This window comes from Streptomyces reniochalinae, assembly GCF_003323735.1.
Lineage (GTDB): Bacteria > Actinomycetota > Actinomycetes > Streptomycetales > Streptomycetaceae > Streptomyces > Streptomyces reniochalinae.
Genome location: NZ_QOIM01000042.1, coordinates 170,726 through 184,239, shown reverse-complemented (window position 1 = coordinate 184,239; position 13,514 = coordinate 170,726). Strand labels below are relative to the sequence as shown.

Here is a 13,514-nt window from a genome sequence, read left to right as displayed (position 1 = left end):
CCGAGTGGAGGTGACTCATGCCTGCAAAGGAGGGGGACCCGGCTTCCCCGCCCGCGTCTTTCCCCGCCGCCAAAGCAGCGCTGGAGACGATCGAGGAAGCCGTCCGCACCGCCCAGGCGCCGCAGCCGGACCGGCATACCGACACCGGGACCAGCGCCGAGCAGGCGCTGGCGGCTCTGTTGCTGCTGCGCCGGCTGCGGGACCGGCTCGGCGGCTGGGAAACCGGGCTGATCGAAACCGCACGGGAGGCCGGAGCCAGCTGGGCCGACCTCGCCCACCCCCTCGGGGTCGCCAACCGGCAGTCCGCCGAACGCCGCTACCTGCGGCTACGCCCCGGAGCCCCGGACACCACCGGCGAACAGCGCATCCAGGCCACCCGCGACCGCCGCGCCGCCGAGCGCAGCGTCACCGCCTGGGCCCGTGACAACGCCGCGATCCTGCGCCAGCTCGCCGGGGAGATCACCGCTCTGACCGACCTGCCCGCCACAGCGCGCGTCCCCCTCACCCAGGCCCTGGGTGAGGGGGACGCGGCCCGCCTCATCGCTCCGCTGACCGGCACAGGCCCCCACCTGGCCACCGGCCACCCCGCCCTCGCGGCCCGCGTCGAGGGCCTCGCACAGCACACCGAGGCTCTCCGCCAGGCGGGCAACGACCAGCGCCGCAGTGCCCCGTGACCCGGGACCTCGGCATCTCCCGGCCCGCCGGGAGATGCACGGTGGGGCTCCCACCAGGCGTTACGTCGCGCTCAGGCCGGCTTCCGCCGAAGTGAGGGCTCAGCCCACGTACTGGCGTGCCGTCGAGGCCCGTTGGGCGCGCTCCAGGGTGGCCAGGCGGTCTTCGACGTGGGCGGGGACGGGGCGGCGCTCGGCGACGACCCAGCCGAGTCCGGCCAGGGCGCGGGCGAAGGCGCGGGCGCTGGCCGCGTCGCGGGGCACCGTGCGGGCCAGGTAGCAGGTGCGGCGCAGGGCGGCGGGAAGCGGGCGGCGCAGCCAGGTGTACCAGAGGGTGTTGCGCAGCCCGTCCACGCGCCGGCCCGTGGCGTCGCGGGCCCTGGAGGGGGCGTGGTGGATGGTCAGTTCCTCGGCGAACGCCAGCCACCAGCCACGGACCGCCAGGTCGGTGGCCAGCAGTTCCTCCTCGCCGCCCAGCCACAGCCGTGGGTCGAAGCCGCCCGCCTCGCGGAACGCGGTGACCCGCAGGCAGGTCGCGGCCGCGAGGAAGGAGCCCAGCGCGGGGCCCGGCAGCCAGCCGGGGCCGCGTACCGGTGAGGTGCGCAGTTCCTCCACGACAGGGTCCTCGGTGCCTTCGGGTTCGACGACGATGCGCGCCACGACGCCCGCGAGAGCGGGGTGGGCGTCCAGGTGGTCGGCGGCGGCGGGCAGCGCTCCGGGCGCCCACCACGAGTCGTCGTCGCAGAAGGCGACGTAGGGGGTCGTCACGTGGCGTACGGCCAGGTTGCGGCCCACGGCTCCGGTGTTCCGGCCCGGCCGCAACAGTCTCACCCGCGGGTGTGCGGCCCGCACGGCGTCGGCGGTGCCGTCGCGCGAGGCGTTGTCCACGACGACGACCTCGGGCCGCTCGGGGAGGTCGGCCAGCAGGCCCAGCGTGCGGAGGAGCTCGCCGCGGCGGTCCCGGGTGATGACGACGACCGTCACCCGCCGGTCCGGCCCCGTCCCGTCCGGCCCCCGCCGAGCCGGCGCCCCCGGATCCGGCCCCTGCCGAGCCGGCCCTCGCCGTTCCGGCCCTCGCCACTCCGGCCCTCGTCGATCCAGCGCCCGCGCAGCCGGGTCGCGCGGCGCCTGGTCCCGCCCGTGCGGCCCGCCGGGGCCGTCCGGGCTTCGCGACGCGCCGTCGGCCGGTGTCATGCTCCCGCCCCCTCCGGGGACGGTGCGGCGCCCCACGCGCCGGCCTCCTCCGCGGGGCGCGCCGCCTCGACGCGGCGTGCGGCCTCCTCCACGGCCCGGGGAAGGGGGCGGCGCAGCCTCAGTGCGGCCGGGAGGCGGGGCAGCAGGGCGCGGGCGACGCGGCGCGCCTGGGCGTCGTGCACGGCCTCACCGCACAGCGCGGCCGTACGGCGGACCGCCACGGGCAGCGGCCGGCGCAGCCAGGTGATCAGGAGTTCGTTGCGGCGGACCAGGGCCTGGCGGCCGGGTCGGGGCGCGTCGGCGGGAGAGTGCCGGGCGACCACGTCGGGGCAGTGCAGGACCTCCCAGCCGGCGGCGGCCAGGTCGTAGGCGAGCAGCGTCTCCTCCGCGCCGAAGAACAGCAGCGGGTGGTAGCCGCCCACGTCGAGGTAGGCCCGTCTGCGCACGACGGCGGCGCAGCCGAGGAAGCCGAGCACTCTGCGGCTGCGCGGGACCGGCCCCTCCCCCAGCGGGGACGCGGCCAGCACGGTGTTGAGCGGGTCGGGGGCGCCCTCGGGTCCTACGGTGATGCCGGCCGCCAGCAGACCCGTGGCGGGGCGCGCGGCGAGCAGGTCGACCGCCGTGGTCAGCGCGCCGGGCTCCCACCACGAGTCGTCGTCGCTGAAGGCCACGTAGGGGGTGTGCAGGGCGCGGACGCCCTCGTTGCGGGCCAGCGCGCCCCGGTTGACGGTCAGCCGCAGCACCTCGACGCCGGGGAAGGACCGTGTGACCATGTCGGCCGTCCCGTCCGCCGAGGCGTTGTCCACCACCAGGACGCGGGGGGTCTCGGGGAGGGCACGAAGCCGCTCCAGGGTCCGGGCGAGGGTCTCGCGCCTGTCCCTGGTCGCGATGACGACACCGAGCTGTCCGCGCAGGTCACGCGGACAGCTCTCGGCCGGCCTGTCCCGGTCGACGCCGCCGGGCCCATCCGGGCGGCGTGGGCCGTCCAGTGGGCCGGGCGTGCTGCGGGGGGTGGCTGCCATGGTGCCGCGTCAGCCGCGGAACATCTCCTTCTCGACCTGGTCAGGCCCCTCGATGCGGTCGGTCCTCATGTGGGAGATCTTGTCGACGACCTTGTCGCTCGCCTTGTTCTTCTTGGCGAGGTCCGTGAGGGTCTGCCGGTCGGTCGGGTAGGAGGCGCCCTTGAGGGCCCGCTGAACCTCGATGGGGTTCACGTCGCTCATCGTTCCTCCACGGGTGCGCCGTACGGGCACGTGTGCGCCGCACGGGGGATATCGGATGTCCCTTATGCCCTTTCCTGCTCACTCCATGGTGGGAGCCACCCGTGTGGCCCGCAACACAGGAAACGCGTGGGGACGCGGCGCGAGAGCGCGGGGCCCGCGCCCTGCCGGTGGGGGCAGGGCGCGGGCCCCTGGGAGCGTCCCCTGGCTCCCGGTTCTCGGGCGGTGGCCGGGCTCTCGGCCCACGGCCACGGCTCAGCGGTGTGCCTGCGGCGGAGCGGCCTGTGCCGGCGGCGGGGCCGCCTCAAACCGTGGCGGGCTCCGCCTCGGCCACCGTGGCGGCCGGCGCCGGGGCGGTACCGGAGGAGGCACGCCGCCGCGGGCGCGGCAGCCGCACGGGCCGCTGCTGGAGCAGCTGCGCGGCGCCGGTGACGGCGACGATGGCCAGCCCGCCCGCGATCAGTCCGCCGCGTGCGCCCGCGAACTCCATCAGGGCGCCCAGCAGCGGGGGACCGACCAGGCCCCAGCCGGTGGAGGCGCTGCGCCACACGCCGAGCACGCGGCCGCGCATGTGGGCGGGCGGCTCGGTCTGCAGCACGGTCGTCCCCGCGGTGTCCGAGACGGACTCGACCACGGCCATGGGGGCCACCAGCAGGATCAGGAAGGCCAGCGACGGGGAGAAGCCCGCCACCACCTGAAGCAGCGCCCCGGCCGCCGCGAGGGTGGCCACGTGGCGCACGGCGGGCTTGCGCAGGCAGCCCGCGAGCACGGCGCCCGCCATGCCGCCGACGGCCAGCACGGTCGAGACGGTGCTGAAGGCGCCGGCACCGGCGGCCAGCGGCCCGGTCACCAGGACGGCCAGCGTCAGCTGGTAGTTGCGGCCGAAGATGGCGGAGATGCCGGTGATGGCGGCCAGGGCGACCAGCCTGGGGTTGCGCGCGAAGTAGACCAGGCCCTCGCGGGTGTCGCCGCCGAGCCCGGCGCGCCGCCGGGCGGGCTTCGCCGTGGCCTGCGCGGGCCGCTCGTGCGCGGTCTGGGGTTCGCGCTCCTCCTTGGGCACCAGCTTCAGGAACGGGATGACGGCGGCCACCGCAAGGAACGAGACGCCGTTGACCAGGTAGGCCGACGCCATGCCGAACCAGGCGACGGCGGCACCGGCCGCGGCCGTACCGATCAGCCGGCCCGCGCTGTGCACCACGGAGCCGAGCGCGATGGCCGAGGGCACGTCCTTGCGCTTGACCAGGTCGTTGCCCAGCAGGGAGCAGGCGGGGTTGTCGACCGTGGCGATGGATCCGGTGACGGCGGCGAGCACCATCAGCAGCGGCACGGTGAGCATGCCGGTGGCGACGAACGCCGCGGTGGCGAAGCCGACGAGGCCCAGCAGGGCCTGGCTGACCGAGGCGGTCAGCTTGCGCGGCCAGGAGTCGACGAGGCTGCCGCCGACCAGGCTGAGCAGCAGTCCGGGCGCGGCCTGCACGGCCAGCGACAGCCCGGTGGTGGCGGCGGACCCGGTGAGCTGGAGGACGAGCAGGTTCTGCACCGTCAACTGCATCCAGGTGCCGACGTTGGAGACGAGGTTGGCCGCGGACCACCAGCGCATGCTGGGGTACCGCAGCGAGCGCCAGGGGTTGCGTTCGGAGCGGTCGGAGCCGCCGGCGTCCCGCTTCTCGCGGAGCCCGGCCCGCGTGGGCAGGCGGTCACAAAACCGTGCGCCCAGGCTGCGCCGGCCCTCGGGGGGCGGACTCGCCGCGGGGCTCTGGGCAGGGCTGTCGGCAGGACTCTCGGCAAGGCTGTCGGCAGTCGAGTGAAAAGGCATGAGGAATGCACGCAGGAAGGCAGGGGACAGGAGGAAAGGGGGCGCGGGAACGGGCGGGGAGCGGGGCGGAAAAGGGGGCTTTCTCGGTGCTCTCGCCCTGGCCCTCAGCCATATTCACAGACGGCTCGCGCCGACTCGGTCGCCGTTCCTGCGACCGGCGCGCCGCCTTCCTTCCCGCGCCCGGGATGACCAGCGGGAAAAGGGGCCGGGTTGCCTTGCTCACAGGCCGGGGAGCGGGAAGTACCCGCCTACTCCCCGTTCGCACCCGACCCCGCTGCACAGCGTTCGTTCACGCAGCGCAGCGCCACGGTGAGCAGCGCTCGTCAGCCTCTCGGTTGCGACGCGGTGCGGGGCACCGCAGGCTTGTGAGAGCGAGCACACCGGTGCTCGGCACGGCGGTTTCCCGCGCGGTGTCGACGGTCTCGCGCACGCCCTTCGGGACAACTGAGCGAAAGCCTCAGGAGTGCTCATGGACAAGCCCACCGACTCCATACCCGGTTTCCGGGGATTCCGGCACGCCGTCGTCACGGGCGGCGCCGGATTCGTCGGCTCGCATTTGTGCACCGCGCTGCTCGACGGCGGGTGCGAGGTCACATGTGTCGACGATTTCTGCACCGGCAGGCGGGAGAATGTGGCGCATTTGGCGGGCCGCCCGGGATTCCGTCTCGTCGAGGCCGACATCTGCCACCCGTTCGACGCCGAGGTGGCGGGCGCAGGCGCGGACCGCGCGCCCGACCTGGTGCTGAACTTCGCCTCGCCCGCCTCCCCCGCCGACTATCTGCGCATGCCCCTGCACACGCTGGAGACGGGCAGCTCCGGCACCCGCAACGCGCTGGCGCTGGCCCGGCGCCACGGTGCGCGTTTCCTGCACGCCTCCACCTCGGAGGCCTACGGCGACCCGCAGGAGCATCCGCAAAGCGAACGCTACTGGGGCCATGTCAATCCGGTGGGGCCGCGCAGCGTGTACGACGAGGCCAAGCGGTTCGGGGAGGCCCTGACGGCGGCAGAGGCCCGTGCCCGCGGCGCTGACGTGGGCATCGTCCGCCTCTTCAACACCTACGGGCCCCGGATGCGCGGCTACGACGGCCGCGCCGTCCCCACCTTCGTGCGGCAGGCGCTGGCGGGCGAGGAGCTGACGGTGACCGGGGACGGGCGCCAGACGCGGTCGCTCGCCTACATCGACGACACCGTGCGCGGCGTCCTGGCGATGGCGGACTCCGAGCTGCCGGGACCCGTCAACATCGGCAACCCCGACGAGATCACCATGCAGGAACTGGCCCGTCTCGTCATCGATCTGGCCGGCTCCGCCTCGGGGCTGCGCTTCATCGAGCGGCCCAGCGACGACCCGGCGGTGCGCTGTCCCGACATCACCCTGGCCCGCGGCAAGCTCCAGTGGGAGCCGACGGTGACGGCCAGGGACGGCCTGCGGCGCACCATCGACTGGTTCCGGCAGCACGCCGCCGGATGACGCCGCCCACCTCACCCTCTCCCCTTCTCCAGTCGGCGCCCGTCCGGCGAAAGGCGGACCAGACCATGCGCGTTCTCGGAATCAACGCTCTCTTCCACGACCCGGCGGCGGCGCTCGTCATCGACGGACACACCGTGGCCGCGGCGGAGGAGGAGCGGTTCTCCCGCCGCAAGCACGGCAAACGCCCGGTGCCGTTCGCCGCCTGGGAGCTCCCGCAGCAGGCGGCCGCCTGGTGTCTGGCCGAGGCGGGGCTGCGCCCGCAGGACCTCGACGCGGTGGCCTACTCCTTCGACCCGGACCTGGCCAAGCCCGCCGCGGACATGGGCCTTGACGACCCGTGGGACCCGCTGCGCCTCACCTACGCGCGCGAGGCCCCCTCCTTCCTGTGCGAGGCGCTGCCGGGTCTGGAGCCGGAGAAGGTGCACTTCGTGGCGCACCACCTGGCGCACGCGGCCTCCTCGGCGTTCGCCGCGCCGGACGCGGACCGCTCCTCCGTACTGGTGGTGGACGGGCGGGGCGAGTCGACGTCCCATCTGGCGGCGCGCCGCCGGGGCGCCGTCGTCGAGCCGCTGCGAGGGCAGCAGCTGCCGCACTCGCTCGGTCTGGTCTACGAGGAGCTGACCGCGCACCTGGGGTTCCTGCGCTCCTCGGACGAGTACAAGGTGATGGCCCTGGCCTCCTACGGGAAGCCGCGCATGGCCGCCGAGCTGAGCCGCTACGTGCACTCCACGGGGGACGGCGGGTTCGTGGCCGAACAGGTGCCCTGGGAGAGTTTCGCCCCGCCGGCCGGACCGGGGCAGGACTTCACCCAGGAGCACGCCGATCTCGCGGCCAGTGCCCAGCGCTGTCTGGAGGACACGCTGCTGGACATGGTGCGCTGGCTGCACGGCCGGACCCACGACGAGCTGCTCACCATGGCGGGCGGCGTCGCGCTCAACTGCGTGGCCAACTCGCGGATCGCCGCCGAGGGCCCGTTCTCGCAGGTGTGGGTGCAGCCGGCGGCGGGGGACGCGGGGACCGCGCTCGGCGGGGCGCTGGCCCTGGCCTCCCGGGGCGGTGACGCCACCGTACCGATGGCCGGCGCCGACCTGGGGCGGCGCTGGGAGGACAGCGCGCTGCGGGAGTGGCTGACGGTGGCCGGGGTGCCGTTCGAGGAGCCCGACGACGTGGCCGAGACGGTGGCCAGGGCGCTGGCCGACGACGGGATCGTCGCCTGGTTCCAGGGCCGCAGCGAGTACGGGCCGCGCGCCCTGGGGCACCGCTCGCTGCTGGCGCACCCGGGCAGGGCCGCGAACTTGGAGCGGCTCAACGACGTCAAGGGCCGCGAACAGTTCCGCCCGGTGGCCCCCATGGTGCTGCGGGAGCGGGCGCCGGAGATCTTCGACGGGGTGCTGCCCAGCCCGTACATGCTGTTCGTGCACGAGGTGCGTCCCGCCTGGCTGGACCGTATCCCGGCGGTCGTGCACACCGACGGCACGGCCCGTATCCAGACCGTCAGCAGCGAGAGGGAGCCGCTGGTGGCGCGGATGCTGACCGCGTTCGAGCGGCTGACGGGGCTGCCCGTCGTCGTCAACACCAGCCTCAACACGGCAGGGCGGCCCATGGTGGACGACCCGCGCGACGCGCTGGAGTGCTTCGGCTCCTCCCCCGTCGACCTCCTCGCCATCGGCCCGTACGTGGTGCGCAGAGCCGACTTCTTCCACCGCGCGGCCGACTCGCCGTCCCGCGCGGCCGACTCGCCGTCCCGCGCGGCCGGCTCGACGCGCCGGGAGGCTGAGGCGCAGCCCCCGGAGTCCGGCGCCGTCCACGGGGAGGCGGCGTGAGCCGCGCGGGCGGCGGACGCCAGGCGCCCGGGCCCGTGTTCGCGGTCGTCATCCCGACCCTGGGCAGGCCGTCGCTGAACCGTACGCTTCAGGCGCTGGCCGAGGCCGGGCCGCCGCTGCCCCGCCGGATCGTGCTCGTCGACGACCGCCCGGCCCAGCAGTGCGACCCGCTGCCCGTCGAGGTGCCCGCGGAACTGGCCGGACTGGTCACGGTGGTGTCCGGCGCCGCCGCCGGGCCCGCCGCCGCGCGGAACGTGGGCTGGCGCGCCGCCGAGGAGGAGTGGATCGCCTTCCTCGACGACGACGTCGTCCCCGGCGAACGCTGGACGGCACGGCTGGCCGCCGACCTGGCCGCGGCGGACTCCTCCCCCCTCGCGACGGCGGGCACCCAGGGGCGCATCACCGTCCCGCTGCCCGAGGACCGGCCGGCCACGGACTGGGAACGCACCACCGCGGGGCTGGCCACCGCGCAGTGGATCACCGCCGACATGGCCTACCGGCGCGAGGCGCTGGAGGCGGTCGGCGGCTTCGACGAACGCTTCCGCCGCGCGTTTCGCGAAGACGCCGACCTCGCACTGCGGCTGGACGCGGCGGGGTGGTCGCTGGCGGAGGGGGAACGGCACACCGTCCACCCGGTACGCGCCGCCGACCGCTGGGTGTCGGTGCGGGCGCAGCGCGGCAACGCGGACGACGTGCTGATGAACCGGCTGCACGGTCCCGGATGGTGGCGGCGGGCCGGCGCGGCGCGCGGCCGGCTGCCCCGGCACCTGGTCACCACGGCGGCGGCCGGGGCGGCCCTCGGCGGGCTGGCCGCCGGAAGGCCCCGCCTCTCGGCCGCGCTGGGGGGGCTGTGGCTGCTGGGCACCGCGGAGTTCCTGACCGCCCGGCTGCGCCCCGGTCCCCGCACCCGCGACGAGGGCGTCACCATGGCCCTCAGCAGCCTGCTGATCCCGCCGGTGGCCACCTTCCACTGGGCCCGCGCCCAGCTCCGGGCCCGGCCCGCCCGGTGGTGCGACGGCACGGGGGTGTGGCCGTGAGCACCCGCACCGAGGCCCAGCCGCCGCACGGCCCGGCGCGCACCGGCGTGGTGCTCCGTACCGCGGCCGCCACCTGGTACCAGGACGGGCCGGACGCGCCGCTGCTGCGGATCCCCACCGGCAGCACGCTCACGGCCGCCGCCCCGGCCGAGGCCGCCGCCACGCTCGCGGCCGACGCCCCGTCCGAGGCCGACGCCCTGGTCCACGGCGCGCCCGGGGCCGTGCTGTTCGACCGGGACGGCACCCTCATCGAGGACGTGCCGCACAACACCGACCCCGCGCGGGTACGGGCGCGGCCGCACGCGGCGGAGGCCATGCGGCTGCTGGAGGCCGCGGGGACACGCGCCGCCGTGGTGACCAACCAGCCCGACGTCGGCCGCGGCCTGCTCACCCTGGCCCAGCTCGAAGCGCTGCACGCGCGCATGGCTCAGCTGCTGGGGCCCATCGAGGTCACGGCCGTGTGCCCGCACGTCCCCGGCGCGGGATGCGGCTGCCGCAAGCCGGCTCCGGGGCTGGTGCACGCGGTCTGCCGGGTACTGGGCCTGCCCCCGGCCCGTACGGTCGTCGTCGGCGACGTCGGCACCGACCTGCTGGCGGCCCACAACGCGGGCGCGCCCAGCCTGCTCGTCCCCAACGAGGCCACCCGTCCCGAGGAGACCGACGCGGCGCCGCGCGCCGCGGGCCACCTGGCCTCGGCGGTCCGCACCCTGCTCGGCCCCGCGCCCGGGAGACCCTACGGGCCCGCGGCCGACGCGCCCGGCCGCCGCCCCGAAGGCCGCCCCGAGCGCGGCGTCGGCGCCGGCCCGGGCGGCGCACGCGCCCACGCCCGCTCCCGTCCCGGAGGCCGCGGATGACGCACCCGGAACCCACACCCCGCCGCCCCGCACCCGGCGACCCGGCGACCGGCGACCCGGCGACCCGCGGCGCCGAGCGCCCCCACACGCTCGTGGTGCGGCTCGACAGCGTCGGTGACGTCCTGCTGGCGGGGCCCGCCGTGCGGATGGCGGCCGCCGGGTCGCGACGCGTCACCATGCTGGCGGGGCCGCTGGGGCAGGCGGCGGCACGGCTGCTGCCCGGGGTCGACGAGGTCGTCACCTTCGACGCCCCGTGGGTGGGGCGCGACCCGGCGGCGGTGGACGGACGAGCCGCGGGCGCACTCGTCGACGCCCTGGCCACCCGGCGTGTCGACCGCGCGCTGATCCTCACCTCCTACCACCAGAGCCCGCTGCCGGCCGCGCTGCTGCTGAAGCTGGCAGGGGTGGAGTGGGTGGCCGCCGACAGCGAGGACTATCCGGGCTCGCTGCTCCAGCTGCGGCACCGCAGGGGGCGCGGGCGGCACGAGGCGCGGGCCGCGATGGACCTGGCGGCCGCCGCCGGATTCGCCCTCCCGCCCGGCGACCACGGCGGACTGGACATCCAGCCCCCGCCCGACACGGGCCCGCTGACCGGCACCGACCCCTACGTCGTCGTCCACCCGGGCGCCACCGCGCCCGCCCGCGCCTGGAGCGAGCGGCGGGCGGCGCGAGCCGTTTCGGCGCTGGCCGGGGCCGGGCACCGGGTGGTGGTCACGGGCGGCGCTTCGGAGAAGGAACTGACGGCCGCCGTCGCCGGGGAGCACGCCCTCGACCTGGGCGGCCGCACCGGGTTGCACGAGCTGGCGGGCGTGCTGGCCGGCGCCCGCGCGGTGATCGTCGGAAACACCGGGCCCTCCCACCTGGCGGCGGCGGTGGGCACCCCGGTCGTGTGCCTGTTCGCGCCCGTCGTCCCGGCCGGACGCTGGGCGCCCTTCGGGGTGCCGCACGTGCTGCTGGGCGACCGGGACGCGCCGTGCGCCGGCACCCGCGCCGTGGGCTGCCCCGTGCCGGGCCACCCCTGCCTGGACGGGATCGAGGACGCCGAGGTGCTGGCCGCCCTCGACCGGCTGCCGCCCGCAGCCCGTGCCCGCTCCGCCCGTACGCCACGCACCAGCCGTGCGGACAGCACCGCCGGTGCGGCCCGCGCGACCCGCGCGACTGTGACGACGAACCGAAAGGCCGGGGCATGAACATCCTGATCTGGCACGTGCACGGCTCCTGGACGACGGCGTTCGTGCAGGGACCGCACACCTACCTGGTGCCGGTGCTGCCCGACCGCGGTCCCGACGGGCTGGGCCGCGCCGAGACGTTCGCCTGGCCCGACTCCGTACGCGAGGTGACCCCGCCCGAGCTCGCCGAGGCGGACGTGGACGCCGTCGTGCTGCAACGCCCCCACGAGGAGGAGCTGGCCACCCGCTGGCTGGGCGGGCGCCGCCCGGGCCGCGACATCCCCGCCGTCTACCTGGAGCACAACGCGCCCGACGGGAACGTGCCCGACACCCGCCACCCGTACGCCGACAGGCCCGGGCTGACGCTGGTGCACGTCACCCACTTCAACCGGCTCTTCTGGGACAACGGCTCGAGCCCCACCACCGTCATCGAACACGGCATCGTCGACCCGGGACACCAGTGGACCGGCGAGCTGGAGCGGGCCGCCGTCGTCGTCAACGACCCCGTACGGCGCGGCCGGCACGTGGGCACCGACCTGCTGCCCGCGCTCAGCGAGGCCGCGCCGCTGGACGTGTTCGGCATGCGCACCGAAGGTCTCGCCGCGCACCTGGGCGTGGATCCCGAGCGGTGCCGCGCCGAGGACCTGCCGCAGGAGCGGCTGCACACCGAACTGGCACGGCGGCGCTGCTATCTGCACCCGGTGCGCTGGACGTCGCTGGGTCTGTCCCTGCTGGAGGCCATGCACCTGGGCATGCCGGTGGTCGCGCTGGCCACCACCGAAGCCCTCGAGGCGGTGCCCGAGGGCGCCGGGGTGCTCTCCACGCGGCCCGAGGTGCTGGCCGACGCGGCCCGCCGCTACCTGCACGAGCCCCAGGCGGCCGCCGAGGACGGCGCCCGTGCCCGGCGCGCCGCGCTGGGCCGCTACGGGCTCAAACCGTTCCTGCACAGCTGGGAGCGGCTTCTCGAGGAGGTGACCCGCTGATGACGGGCGGAAAGAAGGAGCAGGCGCCGCTGCGGATCGCGCTGGTCTCCGAGCACGCCAGTCCGCTGGCCGCCCTGGGCGGGGCCGACGCGGGCGGTCAGAACGTCCACGTGGCGCGGCTGGCCGAGACGCTGGCCGCCCGCGGGCACCGGGTGACCGTCTACACCCGGCGGGACTGCCCCGACCTGCCCGAGCGGCTGCCGCTGCGCCACGGTGTCGACGTCCACCACGTGCCCGCGGGGCCGCCCGAACCCGTACCGAAGGACGAACTGCTGCCCTACATGGGCATGTTCGGCGCCTTCTTGTCCGCCCAGTGGGCCGCAGAGCGGCCCCACCTCGTCCACTCGCACTTTTGGATGTCGGGGCTGGCCACTCTCCAGGCGGCGCAGGAGCGGGCGCTGCCGTTCGCGCACACCTACCACGCGCTGGGCACCGTCAAGAGGCGGCACCAGGGGGAGGCCGACACCAGCCCGGGGGAGCGCATCCCCTGCGAGACGGCGGTCGGCACCGCCTGCGACCGGATCATCGCGACCTGCCGCGACGAGGTCGAGGAACTGGCCGCGATGGGCGTGGGCACCGACCGGGTCTCGGTGGTGCCCTGCGGCGTCGACCCGGACGTGTTCACGCCCACGGGGCCGCTGTGGCCGCGCCCGGCGCGGCGTCCGCTGCTGGTCCAGGTGGGGCGGCTGGTGCCGCGCAAGGGCGCGGCCGTCTCGATCGCCGCGCTCGCCCGCGTCCCCGGCGCCGAACTCCTCGTCGCGGGCGGCCCCGGCGGCGCCGCGCTGGACCGGGACCCGGAGGCGCGGCGGCTGCGCGAGCTGGCGCGGGAACTGGGCGTCGCCGACCGGGTGCACCTGACGGGCGGGCTGGGCCGCGAGGAGGTACCGCGGCTGATGCGGGCCGCGGACGCGGTGCTGTGCCCGGCGGACTACGAGCCGTTCGGCATCGTCCCGCTGGAGGCCATGAGCTGCGGCACGCCCGTGGTGGCCACCGAGGTCGGCGGCCAGCGCGACACGGTCGCGCACCGCGGCACGGGGCTTCTGGTGCCGCCGCGCGACCCCGCCGCGCTGGCGACCGCCGTACGGACACTGCTGGCGATGCCCGCCCGGGGCCGGGCCTACGGAGCCTCGGGGCGGCGGCGGGTGCTGTCCCGCTACAGCTGGGAGCAGGTGGTGAGCCAGACCGAGGAGGTCTACCGGGACGTGCTCGCGGCCCGCTCCGCGCCCGCCGCCGAACCGGCCACGGTGACGGCGGCCCCCTGACGGCCCCGGCGGTCCCC

12 protein-coding genes are annotated in these 13,514 nt (G+C 76.1%); 8 read left to right on the top strand and 4 right to left on the bottom strand.

Translation table 11 applies throughout. The annotated features are described in order from the left end of the window. The first annotated feature begins 17 nt into the window (after positions 1–17). On the top strand, positions 18–674 hold the full coding sequence (locus tag DQ392_RS26205; RefSeq protein WP_114018187.1) for a type III effector protein: 657 nt from the start codon (positions 18–20) through the stop codon (positions 672–674). 99 nt (positions 675–773) lie between these two features. Here the strand turns inward: DQ392_RS26205 and DQ392_RS26200 are convergent, their stop codons facing one another. The 4 genes from DQ392_RS26200 to DQ392_RS26185 form a co-directional block, all read right to left on the bottom strand. Continuing rightward, positions 774–1,655, bottom strand: coding sequence for a glycosyltransferase family 2 protein (locus DQ392_RS26200; RefSeq protein WP_114018186.1), 882 nt, complete (start codon positions 1,653–1,655; stop codon positions 774–776). Positions 1,656–1,861: 206 nt separating this feature from the next. Next, positions 1,862–2,887 (bottom strand): glycosyltransferase family 2 protein, encoded by a 1,026-nt coding sequence (locus DQ392_RS26195; RefSeq protein ID WP_114018185.1) that lies wholly within the window; start codon positions 2,885–2,887, stop codon positions 1,862–1,864. A 9-nt stretch (positions 2,888–2,896) separates the two neighbouring features. Further along, positions 2,897–3,088: a DUF2795 domain-containing protein gene (locus tag DQ392_RS26190; protein ID WP_114018184.1), complete on the bottom strand. Its 192-nt coding sequence runs from the start codon at positions 3,086–3,088 to the stop codon at positions 2,897–2,899. Between the two features lie 301 nt (positions 3,089–3,389). Further along, positions 3,390–4,685: an MFS transporter gene (locus DQ392_RS26185; protein ID WP_114018183.1), complete on the bottom strand. Its 1,296-nt coding sequence runs from the start codon at positions 4,683–4,685 to the stop codon at positions 3,390–3,392. A gap of 685 nt (positions 4,686–5,370) precedes the next feature. Between DQ392_RS26185 and DQ392_RS26180 the strand changes: the two genes are divergently transcribed. The 7 genes from DQ392_RS26180 to DQ392_RS26150 all read left to right on the top strand — a co-directional run bounded on the left by DQ392_RS26180 (position 5,371) and on the right by DQ392_RS26150 (position 13,497). Beyond that, a complete protein-coding gene (locus tag DQ392_RS26180) occupies positions 5,371–6,369 on the top strand; it encodes an NAD-dependent epimerase/dehydratase family protein (RefSeq protein ID WP_114018182.1) in 999 nt (332 codons plus the stop codon). A 65-nt stretch (positions 6,370–6,434) separates the two neighbouring features. Then, the gene (locus DQ392_RS26175) at positions 6,435–8,192 is read left to right on the top strand and encodes a carbamoyltransferase family protein (RefSeq protein ID WP_114018181.1); all 1,758 of its coding nucleotides are present in this window, start codon (positions 6,435–6,437) and stop codon (positions 8,190–8,192) included. After that, entirely contained in the window at positions 8,189–9,229 is a 1,041-nt protein-coding gene (locus DQ392_RS26170; RefSeq protein WP_114018180.1) for a glycosyltransferase family 2 protein, read from the top strand. The genes DQ392_RS26175 and DQ392_RS26170 overlap by 4 nt, the downstream gene beginning before the upstream one ends. Next, positions 9,226–10,083, top strand: coding sequence for a D-glycero-alpha-D-manno-heptose-1,7-bisphosphate 7-phosphatase (locus DQ392_RS26165; protein WP_245981997.1), 858 nt, complete (start codon positions 9,226–9,228; stop codon positions 10,081–10,083). Before DQ392_RS26170 ends, DQ392_RS26165 begins: the two co-directional genes overlap by 4 nt. After that, the gene (locus tag DQ392_RS26160; RefSeq protein ID WP_114018179.1) at positions 10,080–11,273 is read left to right on the top strand and encodes a glycosyltransferase family 9 protein; all 1,194 of its coding nucleotides are present in this window, start codon (positions 10,080–10,082) and stop codon (positions 11,271–11,273) included. The genes DQ392_RS26165 and DQ392_RS26160 overlap by 4 nt, the downstream gene beginning before the upstream one ends. Then, positions 11,270–12,235 (top strand): glycosyltransferase, encoded by a 966-nt coding sequence (locus DQ392_RS26155; protein WP_114018178.1) that lies wholly within the window; start codon positions 11,270–11,272, stop codon positions 12,233–12,235. Before DQ392_RS26160 ends, DQ392_RS26155 begins: the two co-directional genes overlap by 4 nt. Beyond that, positions 12,235–13,497 (top strand): glycosyltransferase, encoded by a 1,263-nt coding sequence (locus DQ392_RS26150; protein ID WP_114018177.1) that lies wholly within the window; start codon positions 12,235–12,237, stop codon positions 13,495–13,497. Before DQ392_RS26155 ends, DQ392_RS26150 begins: the two co-directional genes overlap by 1 nt. Positions 13,498–13,514: the final 17 nt, after the last annotated feature.

Excerpts from the sequence above, each read along its gene's own strand:
- DQ392_RS26205 (WP_114018187.1), top strand. The coding sequence starts at position 18 with ATGCCTGCAAAGGAGGGGGACCCGGCTTCCCCGCCCGCGTCTTTCCCC.
- DQ392_RS26195 (WP_114018185.1), bottom strand. The coding sequence starts at position 2,887 with ATGGCAGCCACCCCCCGCAGCACGCCCGGCCCACTGGACGGCCCACGC.
- DQ392_RS26190 (WP_114018184.1), bottom strand. The coding sequence starts at position 3,088 with ATGAGCGACGTGAACCCCATCGAGGTTCAGCGGGCCCTCAAGGGCGCC.
- DQ392_RS26185 (WP_114018183.1), bottom strand. The coding sequence starts at position 4,685 with ATGCGCTGGTGGTCCGCGGCCAACCTCGTCTCCAACGTCGGCACCTGG.
- DQ392_RS26180 (WP_114018182.1), top strand. The coding sequence starts at position 5,371 with ATGGACAAGCCCACCGACTCCATACCCGGTTTCCGGGGATTCCGGCAC.
- DQ392_RS26175 (WP_114018181.1), top strand. The coding sequence starts at position 6,435 with ATGCGCGTTCTCGGAATCAACGCTCTCTTCCACGACCCGGCGGCGGCG.
- DQ392_RS26160 (WP_114018179.1), top strand. The coding sequence starts at position 10,080 with ATGACGCACCCGGAACCCACACCCCGCCGCCCCGCACCCGGCGACCCG.
- DQ392_RS26155 (WP_114018178.1), top strand. The coding sequence starts at position 11,270 with ATGAACATCCTGATCTGGCACGTGCACGGCTCCTGGACGACGGCGTTC.
- DQ392_RS26150 (WP_114018177.1), top strand. The coding sequence starts at position 12,235 with ATGACGGGCGGAAAGAAGGAGCAGGCGCCGCTGCGGATCGCGCTGGTC.